Source organism: Pigmentiphaga sp. YJ18 (assembly GCF_038066655.1).
Taxonomy (GTDB): domain Bacteria; phylum Pseudomonadota; class Gammaproteobacteria; order Burkholderiales; family Burkholderiaceae_B; genus Pigmentiphaga.
The window spans coordinates 284,110-298,203 of the sequence record NZ_JBBUKU010000003.1 but is presented as its reverse complement, the minus strand read 5'-3'; the positions used below and the strand labels follow the sequence as shown (position 1 = coordinate 298,203).

Genomic DNA, 14,094 nt, shown 5'->3' with positions numbered 1-14,094 from the left:
GCCGGGGATCAGGTGCCGCCCAGGTTGCGCATCAGGCCGCCGTCGACGAAGTAGCTGCTGCCCGTCACGTAGCTGGCCTCGTCCGAGGCCAGGAACAGCACCACGTTGGCCACTTCCTGCGGCTGGCCCGGCCGCCCCTGCGGGATCTGCGAGGCCGACTCGCGTGCCTGCGCGGGATCTTTCAGGCGGTCCTGCGTCATGGGTGTGGCGATCATGCCCGGCGCGACATTGTTGATGCGTATGCCGCGCGAGGCCAGCTCGAGCGCCAGTGTCCGCGTGACCGATCGCAATCCCGCCTTGGACGCGTCGTAGGCCGCGCTGCCGGGCAGGGAAATTTCTTCATGTACCGACGTAATATTTATGATGACGCCGCCGGTGGACACCATGCGGCGGGCGGCCGCCTGGCACAGCAGCCAGGGCGATACGAGATTGATGTTCAGCATCCACGAGAATTCGTCGGGCGGGATCTCCAGCGAATCCTGGCGCGTGGCGCCCGCGCCGGCGTTATTCACCAGCACGTGCAGGCCTCCCATCCTTGCGTGGGCCTGTTCGAAGAACGCCTGCGCGCGCGCGGAGTCGGAGAAGTCCGCCTGCAAGACCTCGGCGCGCCGCCCGGCTGCCCGCACCTGCGAGGCCGTGGCGTTGGCTCCTGCTTCATCCCGGTGATAGTGAACCAGCACATCGGCACCTTCGCGGGCGAACGTCGCGGCCACCGCCTGGCCGATGCCGCTGTCCGCGCCGGTCACCCAAGCGATCTTGTCCTGGAGTTTCATGTCGGCTCCCTGGTCGTAGGCGGACTGGCGCCGACGCAAGCGGCGTGCCGCCCGTGCCGAAGGGTGTTGTAAAAAAGCCGTTTCCCCGCGCCGGGTGCGGCGCCCGGCGCTAAGATACGCGCCACCCCGGAACACAGGCGTCGCGTCGAACGCCGGTTCGCCACTCCCATAGGCCATGTCCGCCCCTTCCTCCCGCATGCCGCTGATCGATGCGATCAAGGCCGTCGCCTGCCTGGCCATCGTGCTTCATCACCTGGCCTTCTACGGCCCCATGTCCGAGATCGCCCACCCGCTCATGCCGCGCGTGCTGGATGCGCTGATGCACTACGGCAGGATGGCCGTCATGGCGTTCTTCGTGGTGTCGGGATTCCTGGCCGCGCGTGCCTTCGCCCCGGCGGGCGTGTCGCGGGTGGAGCAGCCCCTGGCCGCGATCAAGCGGCGGTATTTCCGGCTGGCCGTGCCCTTCATGGCGGCGCTGGTGCTGGCCATGGGCTGCGCCGCGCTGGCGCGGGCCTGGATGGAACACGACTCCATCCCGGATACGCCCACGGCGCCGCAACTGGCGGCCCACGTGCTGCTGAGCAACGGCCTCTTGCGCCAGGAGTCGCTGTCGGCGGGTGTCTGGTACGTGGGCATCGATTTCCAGCTGTTCAGCGTCATGGCGCTGCTGCTGGGGCTGTCTCGCTGGATCGGCGTGCGGCGTCCCACCTGGCGGTGGCTGGGCGCCGCCGCGATCGGCGGACTGACGCTGGCGTCGCTGTTCGTCTTCAACCGCAATCCCTATTGGGACGAGACCGCGCTGTATTTCTTCGCCTACTACGGCCTGGGGTGCTGCGCCTACTGGCTGACCGGCCGACCCAAGGGCGGCCTGTGGCTGCTGGCCATGGCCGGGGTGGTGGCCGCGGCGCTGGTCACGGATTTCCGTGAACGCATCGTCGTGGCGGCGGCCATCATGCTGCTGCTGGGCGCGGCCCGCCAGGCGGGCTGGCTGGAGACGGTGGCCGTGCCCGGCGTCCTGAGCCGGCTCGCGCGCATCTCCTATTCGGTGTTCCTGGTGCACTTTCCGCTGTGCCTGGTGGTCAGCGCCCTGGTGTTCCACTTCTTCCCGGAGCAGGCCTCGGCCAATGCGCTGGGCATGGGGCTGGCGGTACTAGTCAGCGTCGCCGGCGGTGCCGCCTTCCACCGGCTGGTGGAGTGCCGCACGCTGGACCCGATCGTGCGGCGCGCCGTCATGGGGCTCTTCGCCGTGGGCGGCGCGCTGGCGGTCTACTCCCAGGTCTAGGGCCCTACACCAGCCTCGGGCCCCGGGGCTGGTGCCGGGCTTCGGCGGCCGAGGTCAGTCCCGCTTCCTTCTCGAAATCCGCGCCCTGGCTCTGGACCTGGGTGTAGGCGTGCTCGCGGAACAGGTTTTCGGCGCGGTCGGCCTGCCCGCTTTCTATGGCGGTGACGATGGCATGGTGCTGCCGATGGGCGTAGAACAGGAAGTTGAACATCATGTCCCGGCTCTGCGTGTCGAACGCCAGCGTGAGCGGATCGGTGAACGGCACGATGTTGCAGCGGCTGACCAGGCTGGCCAGCAGGGGCATGTCGGCGCCTTCCAGGATCAGCGTATGGAAGCGCGCGTTCATTTCCGCATAGCGGATCTCGTCGTCGTCCGATAGTTTGCGCTCGGTGAAGATGCGGTCGCCCTGAGCCAGGCAGTCCTTGAGTTCGGCCAGCAGTTCCGCGCTGGCGCCGTTGGTGGCCAGCGCGCGCGCCGCCAGCCCCTCCAGCGCGGCGCGCACGTGCAGGGCCTCCGTGCTTTCGCGGGCGGAAAAGGCGCGTACCGCGAAGCCACGGGCGCCGGATGGCACCAGCAGGCCTTCCTGGGCGAGCGCGGGCAGGGCCTGGCGCACGGGCGTGCGCGAGGTGCCCAGCCGTTCGGCCAGGTCGGCTTCCCGTACCCGTTCTCCCGGCGCGAGTTCGCCCCGGAGGATCATTTCACGAATATGCAGCATGGTCGTGGTCTGCTGCATGCGTGCTCCCTGAGTGATGATGCGGTTGCCTCGCGGCTGGCGAGGTGGGTGCAAGTATAAGACTCGTTTGGGATCCCGTATTGGATCCCAAGCAGGCGCCTAAACCCGAAAAAACCCTTGATTGCTTTATTTTGGGATCCCATATAATCTCCGCTACGCATAAAAAAGGGCTGGTGGCGCATGGCGATGCGGCCGCGCCGCCTTCCTATCAGACGGAGCACGCATCATGGCAAGAATCATCGGCGGCATCGGCAGCTCGCACGTGCCGACCATAGGCGTCGCCTATGACAAGGGCAAGCAGAACGATCCGGCCTGGGCGCCGCTGTTCGACGGCTACAAGCCGGTGGCTGCCTGGCTGGCCGAGAAGCAGGCCGACGTGCTGGTGTTCTTCTACAACGACCACTGCACGACCTTTTTCTTCGACATGTATCCCACGTTCGCGCTGGGGGTGGGGGCAAGCTTTCCCATCGCCGACGAGGGCGCGGGCCTGCGCAACCTGCCCGCCATCCGCGGCAACGTCGATTTCCAGGCCCACATCGCCGAGTCCCTGGTGAACGACGAGTTCGACATCACCGTCTTCCAGGACAAGCCCATCGACCACGGCTGTGCCTCGCCGCTGCCGTTGCTCTGGCCGCACCAGCCCGACTGGCCGGGCACCGTGGTGCCCGTCGCGATCAACGTGCTGCAATATCCGCTGCCCACGGCGCGCCGTTGCTATCGCCTGGGGCAGGCCGTGCGCCGCGCGGTGGAATCCTATCCCGAGGACCTGAAAGTAGTGGTGGTCGGCACCGGCGGCCTGTCGCATCAGGTCCATGGCGAACGCACCGGCTTCAACAATACCGAGTGGGACATGGAGTTCCTGCGCCTGCTGGAGGAAGATCCCGAGGCGCTGCTGCGGATGAAGCATGCCGACTACGTGCGCCTGGGCGGCGCCGAGAGCGTGGAGCAGATCATGTGGCTGTCCATGCGCGGCGCGTTGGGCACCGGTCCGCTGCGCAAGCTGCACCAGAACTACTACCTGGCCACCACCACGGCGATGACGGTGGTGCTGTACGAAGAAGGCGAGCCCGTCGCCCGGCAGGCCGGCCCGGCCGCCGCGGCCGTGGCCTGAGGAGCGCGCGATGAATCCGCAACTGGAAGGCATCGAGCAGATTCCCGGCACCTACGCGTTCGACCTGCGCATCAGCAACCGTACGCTGAAGATCAATCGCTTTTTCTGGAACATGATAGGCGCCGACTGGCGCGCGCGCTTCATCGCCGACGAGGAGGGCACGATGGATGCCGCCGGGTTGACGGAAGAGGAAAAAGCCCTGGTGCGGGCGCGCGACTGGCTCGGCTTGATCCAGCACGGCGTCAACTTCTTCGTGCTCGAGAAGTTCGGCCGGGTCGTCAAGAAAACCAATCTCGAGATCTACGCCATCATGCGCGGCGAGAGTTTCGAGGAATTCATGAAGACACGGCTGGTCCCGGACGCTAGGTAGAAGACCCCCGTACGCGCTTCGCGCGCCCAGCATGGTGAGCCCCCAGCCGCTACGCGGCAGCCCCCCGAGGGGGCCGGGACCCGCCTTGGGGCGGCCCGGCGCCGGGTCCCGTGGGGGCGGCACTGGCGGACCAGCGGAGCCGGATCCACTGTGCCTTAGCTACACCATTACATCGCAACACCACCGACGATAGGCGCAGCGCGCCAAGGAGAGAGACTATGCGAATCGGGAAACGCGTGGCGGGGCTGCTGTGCGCCGCCGCGGCCGTGGCGGCGGCGGGAACGGCCGCCGCGGCGGAAATCAAGGTCGGCCTGCTGAGCCAGTTCTCGGGCGCCTACACCTGGTGGGGCCGGGAGTATCAGCGCGGCGTCGACCTGTACCTGGCCCAGCGCGGCGGCAAGTTCGGCGAGCACACCATCACGGTGCTGTCGCGCGACGAGGCCGGTTCCAATCCCCAGCGTGCGCGCCAGTTGTCGCAGGAACTGGTGGTGCGCGACAAGGTGCAGTACCTGATCGGCGGCGTCTTCACGCCCACGGTGCTGGGCGCGGTCGATGTCATCAACCAGACCAGGACGCCCTACGTCATCCTGAACTCGGGCACGTCCAGCGTGACCGACAAGTCGCAATACTATGTGCGCGCCGGTTTCACGCAATGGACGGTCAGCATCCCGCTGGTGCAGTGGGCCTATGACCAGGGCATGAAGAACGCCGTGGTGCTGGCGGCCGATTACGCGCCGGGCCACGACGCGCTGGAGGCCTTCGGCCAGACCTTCGCCAAGCTGGGCGGCAAGGTGGTGGGCGAGATCAAGGTGCCCATGGGCACCACCGATTTCTCCAGCTACCTGCAGCGCGTGCGCGACCTCAAGCCGCAGGCGGTGTTCATGTTCATGCCGGTGGGCCCCATGTCGGCCGGCATGATCCGCAGCTTCAAGGAACGCGAGCTGGACAAGGCCGGCATCACGCTGCTGGTGACCAACGAGGCGCAGGAAGAGGATATCGCCCCCATCGGCGACGCCGCGATCGGCCTGACCTCGGCGCTGCACTATTCGCCCTACCTGGATACGCCGTTGAACAAGGAGTTCGTGACCGCCTACAAGGCCAAGTACGGCAAGGACGAACTGCCCAGCGTCGCGTCGGTGGCGGCCTACGACGGCATGCGGCTGATCGAGCAGATGGTGCGCGCCACTGGCGGCGTGAAGGACGGCGACAAGGCCATGGCCGCGATCAAGGGCTACAAGTGGGACAGTCCGCGTGGTCCGGTCAGCATCGATCCGCGTACCCGCGAGATCGTCCAGAACGTCTACATGCGCAAGGTCGAGAAGATCGACGGCAAGCTCGGCAACAAGGTGTTCCACACCTATCCCGCCGTGAAAGACCCCTGGCACGAGATCAACAAGTAATTCCCGCGCGGGCGCGGCCCTGGCGCCGCGTCCGTTCCCTTCTTCCTCGCGCCGGATGACGCATGACTTCGACGCTCGCCACTTTCCTCAGCCTTGCCGTGGACGGTATCGCCTACGGCATGATGCTGTTCCTGATATCGGTCGGCCTGACCATCACGCTGGGCGTGATGCGCGTGGTCAACCTGACCCATTCGGCCTTCGCCATGATCGGAGGCTACATCGCGCTCTGGTTCATCCAGCGCGCGGGCGTGCATTTCTTCCTGGCCGTGCCGCTGGCGGTCCTGGCCACGATGGCCATCGGCGCGCTGCTTGAACGCACGCTGTACCGCTGGGTCTACGGCACCCACGGACTGGGCCAGCTGCTGATGACCATCGGCCTGACCTTCATCATCACGGCCATCGTCAAGAACCTGGCCGGCACGCAGCTGCAGTCCCTGCCGCTGCCGCCTTCGCTGCAGGGCAATTTCAGCGTGGGCCCGCTCACGCTGTCGGTCTATCGCGCCTTCCTGATCGGCGCCAGCGCGGTCGTCGCCTTCGCGCTGTGGCTGGGCATCGAACGCACGGCCTTCGGCGCCCGCCTGCGCGCCGCGGTCGATAACCAGCGCATGGCGCGCTGCGTGGGCATCAACGTGCCGGCGGTGTTCTCGGCCACGTTCGCCATCGGCTGCGGGCTGGCCGCGGTGGGCGGCGCGCTGGGCAGCCCCATGCTGCCGCTGGAACCGTACTATGGCCTGAAGTACCTGGTCATCGTGATGATCGTGGTGGCCGTGGGCGGCCTGGGCAGCCTGCGCGGATCGCTGTACGCGGCGCTGCTGCTGGGCCTGATCGATACGCTGGGCCGCTACTACCTGCCCGCGCTGGGCGCTTTCGTGATCTATCTGGCGGTGCTGGCGATCCTGCTGGTGCGCCCCCGTGGCCTCGTGGCGAATTGATCATGACGACACCTTCCCTGAACTCATCCGTCGCGCGCGCGTTCTCGCGCCATCGCTACAACCTGCTGGACCTGGTGCTGCTGGGCGCGGCGGTCGCGACCTTCTTCCTGGCCGACCTGTACCTGGCCCTGGCCACCGCCGTGCTGATCATGATCGTGTTCGCGCTGTCGCTGGACATCGCGCAAGGCTACGGTGGCATCGAGACCCTGGGCCACGCGGCCTTCTTCGGCACCGGCGCCTATGCCGCCGGCCTGTACGCCATGCACGTCTCGTCCGAGCCGATCTCGGGCCTGTTCGTGGGCATGGCGGCGGCCGCCGTCGTGGGCCTGCTGTCCGGCCTGGCCGTGCTGCGCACCGCGGGCCTGACCCAGATCATGCTGACCCTGGTCTGCGCGACGCTGCTGCTAGAGCTGGCCAACGTGGCCAAGCCGCTCACCATGGGCGACGACGGCTTGACCGGCTATTCGGTGGCCCCGGTGCTGGGCCTGTTCCAGTTCGACATCGAAGGCCGCACCGCCTACTGGTACGCGCTGGCCGTGCTGGTGCTGGTCTACGCCTTCTGCAAGTTCCTGGTCAGCTCGCCGCTGGGCCTCACGGCGCAGGGCGTGCGCGAGAACCCGACGCGCATGGCGCTGCTGGGGGTGCCGGTACGCCGGCGCCTGCTGACGCTGTATGCCATCTCGGCCGCGCTGGGCGGGGCCGCGGGCGCGCTGTCGGCGCAGGTCAACAACATCGTCGGGCTGGACAGCCTGGGCTTCACCATGTCGGCCAACGTGCTGGTCATGCTGGCGCTGGGCGGCACCGGCCGGCTCTACGGCGCCTTCCTGGGCGCCATCGTCTTCATGCTGCTGGCCGACCGCGCGGCGGCGCTGGACCCGACCAACTGGCTGGCGGCGCTGGGCGTGCTGCTGATCGTCGTCGTGCGCTTCGCGCCCACCGGATTGTCCGGCTGCCTGGCCCGGTGGACGAACAAGGAGGGCACGCAATGAGCACCCCTCCGCTGCAGCTCGTGGGCCTGTGCAAGCAGTACGGCGCGCTGAGCGTGACCCGCGACGTGAACCTGACGCTGGAAGCGGGCGCCCGGCACGCGCTGATCGGCCCCAACGGCGCCGGCAAGAGCACACTGGTGCACCAGATCACCGGCGTGATCCGGCCCAATGCCGGCAAGGTCCTGCTGGAAGGACGGGACGTCACCGCCATGCCGGCCGAGCAGCGCGTCAAGCTCGGGCTGGCGCGCACCTTCCAGATCAATTCGCTGTTCAATCACCTGACCGTTGCCGAGAACATCGGCCTGGCGCTGTCCGCGCATCGCGGCCTGGACGGCCGCATCGGACGGCCGCTGCCGGCGCGCCCGGCGTTCGTCGACGAAGCCGTGGAGTGCCTGCGCGAACTGGGGCTGCTCGACCTGGCGGGCAGGCGGGTGAGCGAGCTGGCCTACGGCCAGCGCCGCCAGATCGAGATCGCGCTGGCCCTGGCGCTCAAGCCGCGGGTGCTGCTGCTGGACGAGCCGGTGGCCGGGGTGCCGTCGACCGAGGGCAAGCGCCTGTTCGAACTGCTGGAGCGCCTGCCGCAGGACGTGGCCGTGCTGGTGATCGAACACGACATGAGCCTGGTATTCCGCTTCGCGCGGCGCATCACCGTGCTGGTCGAGGGGGCGGTGCTGCTGGAGGGCAGCGTGGACGAGGTCCGGACGGATCCGCGCGTGCGCGACGTCTACCTGGGCAAGCGGGGGCATCATGACTGAGCGGGTACTGGAACTGCGCGACCTGAGCGCCGGCTATGGCGAGACCGTGGTGCTGGAGGACGTGTCGCTGCACGTGGACGCAGGCGAGGCGCTGGCGCTGCTGGGCCGCAACGGCGTGGGCAAGACCACGCTGCTGACCACCGTGCTGGGGCTGAACACGGTGCATGGCGGCAGCGTGCGCTACGTGGGCCAGGACATCGCCGCCTGGCCGGCGCACGTGCGCGCGCGCAAGGGCCTGGGGCTGGTGCCGCAGGAGCGGGAGATATTTCCGTCGCTGACCGTGCAGGAGAACCTGACCGTGGCGGCGACGGCGGGGACCTGGACCCTGGAGCGGGTGTACGAATTGTTTCCGCGGCTGGCGCAGCGGCGGCGCAACCTGGGCTACCAGTTGTCGGGCGGCGAACAGCAGATGCTGGCGATCGGCCGTGCGCTGATCGGGAACCCCAGGGTGCTGTTGCTGGATGAACCCTTCGAGGGACTGGCGCCGGTGATCGTCGACGCCCTGGTCGATGCGTTCGGCAAGCTGCGCGAGGGCGGGGCGCTGTCCATCGTGCTGGTCGAGCAGCATGCGGAACTGGCGCTGGACCTGACCGAGCGCGCCGTGGTGCTGGATAGGGGACGCATCGTCTGGCAGGGCGCGAGCCCGGATCTGCGCGGCGATCCGGAGCGGCTGGCGTCATTGATAGGTTTGGAGGAAGTGTAATGAGCAGTCTGTCGAATCCGCCCCTGGTGCTGCTGCCGGGCCTGCTGTGCGACTTCGCCGTCTGGGAGGACCAGCGCGCGCGTTTCGGCGATCGGTTCGCATGTCAGGTGCCGGACTACGGCATGCTGGATACGCTGACGGCGATGGCCGAGCACGTGCTGCGGCACGCGCCCGCCGACCGGTTCAACCTGGCCGGCCATTCCATGGGCGGCCGTGTCGCCCTGGAGGTGACGCGCCTCGCACCGGAGCGGGTGCTGCGCCTGGCGCTGATGGACACCGGCTACCAGGGCCTGGCCAAGGGCGTGGCGGGCGAGTCCGAGCGCGCCGGGCGGCTGGCGCTGCTCAAGGCCGCGCGCGAATCGGGCATGCGCGAGATGGGGCGGATCTGGGCGCGCGGCATGGTGCATCCCGACCGGCTGGACGGGCCGGTGTTCGAGGCCGTGCTCGACATGATCGAGCGCCGCACTCCCGAGGTGTTCGAAGCGCAGATCCACGCCCTGCTGAACCGGCCCGACGCCACGGGCCAACTGGCCGGCATCGCCTGCCCGACGCTGGTGCTGTGCGGCCGGCAGGACACCTGGAGCCCCTTGTCGCGCCACGAGACGCTGGCCGCCGAGATCCCGGGCGCGACGCTGGCCGCCATCGAGGATGCCGGCCACATGACCACGATGGAGCAACCCGGCGCGGTCAACGAAGCCCTGGCGCAATGGCTGCGGGCGGAGGTACGCCACTGATTTCGCAACCCTTCGCGCGGGGCCGGCTCGCGGCCCGCGGCGCGAAGTCATCACTGAGGAGACTCACATGTCGTCCAATCGCGGTGTCGTCTACGTAGGTCCCGGCAAGGTCGAGGTGCAAGGCATCGCCTTCCCCGAACTGGTAAGTCCGGCCGGCAAATCCATCGAGCATGGCGTCATCCTCAAGGTGCTTTCCACCAACATCTGCGGCTCGGACCAGCACATGGTGCGCGGCCGGACCACCGCGCCGGCGGGACTGGTGCTGGGCCACGAGATCACCGGCGAGGTGCTCGAGGCCGGGCGCGACGTCGAGACCCTGAAGAAGGGCGACATCGTTTCGGTGCCGTTCAACGTGGCATGCGGCCGCTGCCGGCTGTGCAAGGAACAGCAGACCGGCGTCTGCCTGAACGTGAATCCCTCGCGCGCCGGCGGCGCGTACGGCTACGTGGACATGGGCGGGTGGATAGGCGGGCAGGCCGAGTACGTCATGGTGCCGTACGCCGACTTCAACCTGCTGAAATTCCCCGACCGCGACCAGGCCCTGGCCAAGATCCGCGACCTGACCTGCCTGTCGGACATCCTGCCCACCGGCTATCACGGGGCGGTCACGGCGGGCGTGGGGCCGGGCAGTACGGTCTACGTGGCCGGCGCCGGACCGGTCGGCCTGGCGGCCGCCGCATCGGCCCGCCTGCTGGGCGCGGCGGTGGTCATCGTGGGCGACGTGAATCCCGCGCGGCTGGTGCATGCGCGCAAGGTGGGCTTCGAAACCGTGGACCTGTCGAAGGATGCCTCGCTGGGTGACCAGATCGCCCAGATCCTGGGCGTGCCCGAAGTGGACAGCGCGGTCGACGCGGTGGGCTTCGAGGCCCGCGGCCATGGACACGAGGGCGCCCGCCACGAGGCGCCGGCCACCGTGCTCAATTCGCTGATGGAGGTCACGCGCGCCGCCGGCAAGATCGGCATTCCCGGCCTGTACGTGACGGACGATCCCGGCGGCGTGGACAGGGCCGCCCAACAGGGTTCGCTCAGCATCCGCCTGGGCCTGGGCTGGGCCAAGTCGCACAGCTTCTTCACGGGCCAGACGCCGGTGATGAAGTACAACCGCGCGCTGATGCAGGCCATCCTGTGGGACCGCATCAAGATCGCCGAGGTCGTCGGCGTGGAAGTCATCACGCTGGACGAGGCGCCCAAGGGCTATGCCGAGTTCGATGCCGGCGTACCCAAGAAATTCGTCATCGATCCGCACGGGCAGTTGCCGAAGGCTGCCTGATCGTCTCCCCCATCCTAGGGAATGTACCGAGGCCCGCGGCGCCCACCAACGATTGACGTTGGGGGCGCCGTGTTTCATTATTCTCCTGCAATTCACCAAAAAGTGAATTAAGCGCGAGCGACGGGATCCCGTGTTCGCGCCGCACCGGTTGCATGCGTATAAAAGACACCGCACCAGGAGACAACCATGAACTTCGTCCGCGCCGCAGCACTCGCTCCGGTATCGTGCCTGATCGCCCTGGCCCACGCGCCGGCCGGCGCCCAGGATGCCGCCTACCCCACCAAGCCCATCCGCGTGATCGTGCCGTTCACGGCGGGCAGCACGACCGACATCATCGCCCGCGCCATCAGCGACAAGCTCGGCGCCAGCCTGGGCCAGACGGTGGTGGTCGAGAACCGCGCCGGGGCCGGCGGCACCATAGGCGCGGCCCAGGTCGCCCAGGCCGCGCCCGACGGCTACACGATCCTGATCCACTCCTCGTCGCATACGGTCAATCCCTCCACCTTCGCCAAGCTGCCGTTCGATACGGTGAAGGACTTCGCGGGCGTGACGCCGATCTCGACGCTGCCCAACGTGCTGGTGATCGCACCGTCCAAGAACATCAAGTCGCTGTCGCAACTGCTGTCCACTGCGCGCAGCCGCCCGGGCACGCTCAACTACGCGTCGTCGGGCACCGGCAGCGCCACGCACCTGAACGCCGAGCGCTTCCGGCTGCAGGCCAAGATCGACGCCACGCACATTCCCTTCAAGGGTTCGCCCGAGGCCGTGTCCGAAGTCATCAGCGGCCGGGTCGACTACTACTTCTCGCCCGTGGCGCCGGTCATCGGCCAGATCAAGGAAGGCCACCTGGTGCCGCTGGCGGTGGGATCGCCGCGCCGCTCCAGCATCCTGCCCGACGTGCCGACCACGGCGGAAGCGGGCGTACCGGGGTCCGAGTTCAACTTCTGGATAGGCATGATGGTGCCGTCCAGGACGCCGCGCCCCATCGTCAACAAGCTGCAGGCCGAAGTGGCCAAGGCCCTGGCCACGGAAGAGGTCAAGACGCGCTTCGCCGCGGTGGGCGCCGATGCCTTCGTGCTGGCGCCCGAGAAGTTCGACGCCTACATCAAGGATGAAATCGAGTCGAACGCCCAACTCGTGAAGGCCGCGGGCATCGAGCCGATGTAAGGCGTGCTAGGCGATGGCCGGGTGGGGCCAGAGCGCGTTGCGGTCGATGTCCCGCAGCGTGCGGCAGCCGGCCAGGGCCATCGCGATCTCGAGCTCGGTGCGCAGCATGTGCAGCACGTGGATGACGCCCACGGCGCCGGCCGCCGCCAATCCATGCACGTAGCCCCGGCCCACCATCACGGCGCTGGCGCCCAGCGCCAGCGCCTTGAATATGTCGGTGCCGCGCTGGATGCCGCCGTCCATCAGGACCGGCAGGCGGCCACCCACTTCGGCGGCGATCCAGGGCAGGGCCTCCAGCGTGGCGGGCAGCGTGTCCAGGCCGCGGCCGCCGTGATTGGACACGACGATGGCGGCCGCGCCGGCATCGATCGCCAGCCGGGCATCGGCCGGCGCCAGGATGCCCTTGAGCACCAGGGGCAGCCGGGTGGCCGAGCGCAGCCAGGCGATGTCGTCCCACGACGGCGCGCCGTCCAGCGTGCCGCCGCCGAAGATGGCGCTTTCCCCGGCCCGCGCCACCGCGCCCGCCATGGGGCGCATGCCCCGCAGGTTGACAGCCTCGACGTCCGGGGGCAGCCCGAAGCCCTGGCGCTGTTCGCGGTTGCGCACGCCGTTGACCGGCGCATCCACCGTGACCACCAGCGCGCGATAGCCAGCCGCCTCGGCGCGCCGGACCAGCCGCAGGGTGTCGTCGCGCTCGCGCTGGAAATAAAGCTGGAACCACAGCGGCGCTTCGGCCGTGCGCGCCATGTCCTCGAGTCCGACGCTCGCCTGCGTGCTGGCCACCATGACCGTCTTCATGGCGGATGCCGCCAGCACGCTGGCCAGTTCGCCCTGCGGATGGACCAGTTTCTGGTAGGCCACCGGGGCCAGCAGGATGGGGAAGGGCAGCGGCGTGCCCAGCAGCTCGAGCCCGGTGCCGCCGCCCGTCAGGTCGCGCAGCACGCGCGGCTGTATGCGTACGCGCGCATAGGCCTCGCGGTTGGCGCGCAGCGTGTGTTCGTCGGCAGCGCCGCCCGACAGGTAGGCCCAGGCGGCGTCGCTCATGCGTTCCCGCGCGTAGTCCTCGTAGTCGGCCACGGCGGCGATCTGCGGGGGAATCTGCGTCAGGGGGGGCAGGGGCATGTCGGCTCCGGGGCGCCCGCTCAGGTCTGCGACCATTGCCGCAGCAGGTTGTGATAGATGCCGGTCAGCTGGACCACGGCGTCGCTGCCGGGGACTTCGCGGGACAGTTGCTGGATGGCCGTGTCCATGCGGTACAGCGTTTCGCGTTGCGTCTCGTCGCGCACCAGGCTTTGCACCCAGAAGAAGGCCGAGACACGGGCGCCGCGGGTCACGGGGGTGACGCGGTGCAGGCTGGTGCCGGGATAGATCACCAGGTGGCCGGCGGGCAGCTTGACGCGGTGGGCGCCGTAGGTGTCCTCGACCACGAGTTCGCCGCCGTCGTAGTCTTCCGGCGGCGTCAGGAACAGGGTGGCCGAGATGTCGGTGCGCACGCGGTGGGCGCTGCCGGGCAGGCTGCGGATGGCGTTGTCGATGTGGTTGCCGTAGTTGCCGCCACCTTCGTAGCGGTTGAAGGCCGGTGGCAGCACCTTCAGCGGCAGCGTGGCGGAAATGAACAGCGGGTTGGCGCCCAGCGCGTCCAGGATCTGGTTGCCCAGTTGCGCGCCCAGCGGATCGTCATTGGCCAGTTGCTGGTTGTGCTTGGCGTGGACCGCCATGTGCCCGGCCGTGGCGCGGCCATCGACCCAGGCGGCACCCGCCAGCGCCTGCCGGCAGCGTGTCACCTGCTCGGCCGTCAGCACGTCGGGAAGGGTCAACATCATGGCGGAGTATCCTCGTGAGTATCCCGGCAAGTTTACCCTTGCCGCCCAACCA

Annotated in this window: 15 protein-coding genes; 11 read left to right on the top strand and 4 right to left on the bottom strand. The window is 68.5% G+C overall.

Annotated elements, in window-relative coordinates; translation table 11 throughout:
• Positions 1-8 precede the first annotated feature (8 nt).
• On the bottom strand, positions 9-773 hold the full coding sequence (locus WKR98_RS21210; protein WP_124690760.1) for an SDR family oxidoreductase: 765 nt from the start codon (positions 771-773) through the stop codon (positions 9-11).
• A 175-nt stretch (positions 774-948) separates the two neighbouring features.
• Between WKR98_RS21210 and WKR98_RS21205 the strand changes: the two genes are divergently transcribed.
• On the top strand, positions 949-2,055 hold the full coding sequence (locus WKR98_RS21205) for an acyltransferase family protein (protein WP_124690759.1): 1,107 nt from the start codon (positions 949-951) through the stop codon (positions 2,053-2,055).
• A 4-nt stretch (positions 2,056-2,059) separates the two neighbouring features.
• On the opposite strand, the gene WKR98_RS21200 is transcribed toward WKR98_RS21205, so the two are convergent.
• Positions 2,060-2,788, bottom strand: a complete 729-nt coding sequence (locus WKR98_RS21200) for a GntR family transcriptional regulator (protein WP_124690758.1) — start codon at positions 2,786-2,788, stop codon at positions 2,060-2,062.
• A gap of 226 nt (positions 2,789-3,014) precedes the next feature.
• Here WKR98_RS21200 and WKR98_RS21195 point away from each other — a divergent pair, with 226 nt between their 5' ends.
• From WKR98_RS21195 to WKR98_RS21150, 10 genes are all read left to right on the top strand, one after another.
• Entirely contained in the window at positions 3,015-3,899 is an 885-nt protein-coding gene (locus WKR98_RS21195) for a gallate dioxygenase (protein ID WP_124690757.1), read from the top strand.
• 10 nt (positions 3,900-3,909) lie between these two features.
• The gene (locus WKR98_RS21190) at positions 3,910-4,269 is read left to right on the top strand and encodes a protocatechuate 3,4-dioxygenase (RefSeq protein WP_124690756.1); all 360 of its coding nucleotides are present in this window, start codon (positions 3,910-3,912) and stop codon (positions 4,267-4,269) included.
• A gap of 218 nt (positions 4,270-4,487) precedes the next feature.
• The gene (locus WKR98_RS21185) at positions 4,488-5,669 is read left to right on the top strand and encodes an ABC transporter substrate-binding protein (protein ID WP_124690755.1); all 1,182 of its coding nucleotides are present in this window, start codon (positions 4,488-4,490) and stop codon (positions 5,667-5,669) included.
• Positions 5,670-5,731: 62 nt separating this feature from the next.
• Positions 5,732-6,601 carry a branched-chain amino acid ABC transporter permease gene (locus WKR98_RS21180; RefSeq protein WP_124690754.1) on the top strand — a complete coding sequence of 290 codons (870 nt, stop codon included), beginning with the start codon at positions 5,732-5,734 and terminating at the stop codon, positions 6,599-6,601.
• Positions 6,602-6,603: 2 nt separating this feature from the next.
• Positions 6,604-7,590, top strand: a complete 987-nt coding sequence (locus WKR98_RS21175; protein WP_124690753.1) for a branched-chain amino acid ABC transporter permease — start codon at positions 6,604-6,606, stop codon at positions 7,588-7,590.
• The gene (locus WKR98_RS21170; protein ID WP_124690752.1) at positions 7,587-8,345 is read left to right on the top strand and encodes an ABC transporter ATP-binding protein; all 759 of its coding nucleotides are present in this window, start codon (positions 7,587-7,589) and stop codon (positions 8,343-8,345) included. The genes WKR98_RS21175 and WKR98_RS21170 overlap by 4 nt, the downstream gene beginning before the upstream one ends.
• Positions 8,338-9,048 carry an ABC transporter ATP-binding protein gene (locus WKR98_RS21165; RefSeq protein WP_124690751.1) on the top strand — a complete coding sequence of 237 codons (711 nt, stop codon included), beginning with the start codon at positions 8,338-8,340 and terminating at the stop codon, positions 9,046-9,048. The genes WKR98_RS21170 and WKR98_RS21165 overlap by 8 nt, the downstream gene beginning before the upstream one ends.
• 8 nt (positions 9,049-9,056) lie before the next feature.
• The gene (locus WKR98_RS21160; RefSeq protein ID WP_124692462.1) at positions 9,057-9,782 is read left to right on the top strand and encodes an alpha/beta fold hydrolase; all 726 of its coding nucleotides are present in this window, start codon (positions 9,057-9,059) and stop codon (positions 9,780-9,782) included.
• A gap of 67 nt (positions 9,783-9,849) precedes the next feature.
• Positions 9,850-11,052, top strand: a complete 1,203-nt coding sequence (gene fdhA, locus WKR98_RS21155) for a formaldehyde dehydrogenase, glutathione-independent (RefSeq protein WP_124690750.1) — start codon at positions 9,850-9,852, stop codon at positions 11,050-11,052.
• A gap of 186 nt (positions 11,053-11,238) precedes the next feature.
• Entirely contained in the window at positions 11,239-12,219 is a 981-nt protein-coding gene (locus tag WKR98_RS21150) for a tripartite tricarboxylate transporter substrate binding protein (RefSeq protein ID WP_124690749.1), read from the top strand.
• A 6-nt stretch (positions 12,220-12,225) separates the two neighbouring features.
• Here the strand turns inward: WKR98_RS21150 and WKR98_RS21145 are convergent, their stop codons facing one another.
• Together WKR98_RS21145 and WKR98_RS21140 are read right to left on the bottom strand one after the other, a co-directional pair.
• Positions 12,226-13,341 carry an alpha-hydroxy acid oxidase gene (locus tag WKR98_RS21145; RefSeq protein WP_124690748.1) on the bottom strand — a complete coding sequence of 372 codons (1,116 nt, stop codon included), beginning with the start codon at positions 13,339-13,341 and terminating at the stop codon, positions 12,226-12,228.
• A gap of 20 nt (positions 13,342-13,361) precedes the next feature.
• Positions 13,362-14,042 carry a Fe2+-dependent dioxygenase gene (locus WKR98_RS21140; RefSeq protein WP_124690747.1) on the bottom strand — a complete coding sequence of 227 codons (681 nt, stop codon included), beginning with the start codon at positions 14,040-14,042 and terminating at the stop codon, positions 13,362-13,364.
• Between the last annotated feature and the right edge of the window lie 52 nt (positions 14,043-14,094).

Excerpts from the sequence above, each read along its gene's own strand:
- WKR98_RS21210 (WP_124690760.1), bottom strand. The coding sequence starts at position 773 with ATGAAACTCCAGGACAAGATCGCTTGGGTGACCGGCGCGGACAGCGGC.
- WKR98_RS21205 (WP_124690759.1), top strand. The coding sequence starts at position 949 with ATGTCCGCCCCTTCCTCCCGCATGCCGCTGATCGATGCGATCAAGGCC.
- WKR98_RS21200 (WP_124690758.1), bottom strand. The coding sequence starts at position 2,788 with ATGCAGCAGACCACGACCATGCTGCATATTCGTGAAATGATCCTCCGG.
- WKR98_RS21195 (WP_124690757.1), top strand. The coding sequence starts at position 3,015 with ATGGCAAGAATCATCGGCGGCATCGGCAGCTCGCACGTGCCGACCATA.
- WKR98_RS21190 (WP_124690756.1), top strand. The coding sequence starts at position 3,910 with ATGAATCCGCAACTGGAAGGCATCGAGCAGATTCCCGGCACCTACGCG.
- WKR98_RS21185 (WP_124690755.1), top strand. The coding sequence starts at position 4,488 with ATGCGAATCGGGAAACGCGTGGCGGGGCTGCTGTGCGCCGCCGCGGCC.
- WKR98_RS21180 (WP_124690754.1), top strand. The coding sequence starts at position 5,732 with ATGACTTCGACGCTCGCCACTTTCCTCAGCCTTGCCGTGGACGGTATC.
- WKR98_RS21175 (WP_124690753.1), top strand. The coding sequence starts at position 6,604 with ATGACGACACCTTCCCTGAACTCATCCGTCGCGCGCGCGTTCTCGCGC.
- WKR98_RS21170 (WP_124690752.1), top strand. The coding sequence starts at position 7,587 with ATGAGCACCCCTCCGCTGCAGCTCGTGGGCCTGTGCAAGCAGTACGGC.
- WKR98_RS21165 (WP_124690751.1), top strand. The coding sequence starts at position 8,338 with ATGACTGAGCGGGTACTGGAACTGCGCGACCTGAGCGCCGGCTATGGC.
- fdhA (WP_124690750.1), top strand. The coding sequence starts at position 9,850 with ATGTCGTCCAATCGCGGTGTCGTCTACGTAGGTCCCGGCAAGGTCGAG.
- WKR98_RS21150 (WP_124690749.1), top strand. The coding sequence starts at position 11,239 with ATGAACTTCGTCCGCGCCGCAGCACTCGCTCCGGTATCGTGCCTGATC.
- WKR98_RS21145 (WP_124690748.1), bottom strand. The coding sequence starts at position 13,341 with ATGCCCCTGCCCCCCCTGACGCAGATTCCCCCGCAGATCGCCGCCGTG.
- WKR98_RS21140 (WP_124690747.1), bottom strand. The coding sequence starts at position 14,042 with ATGATGTTGACCCTTCCCGACGTGCTGACGGCCGAGCAGGTGACACGC.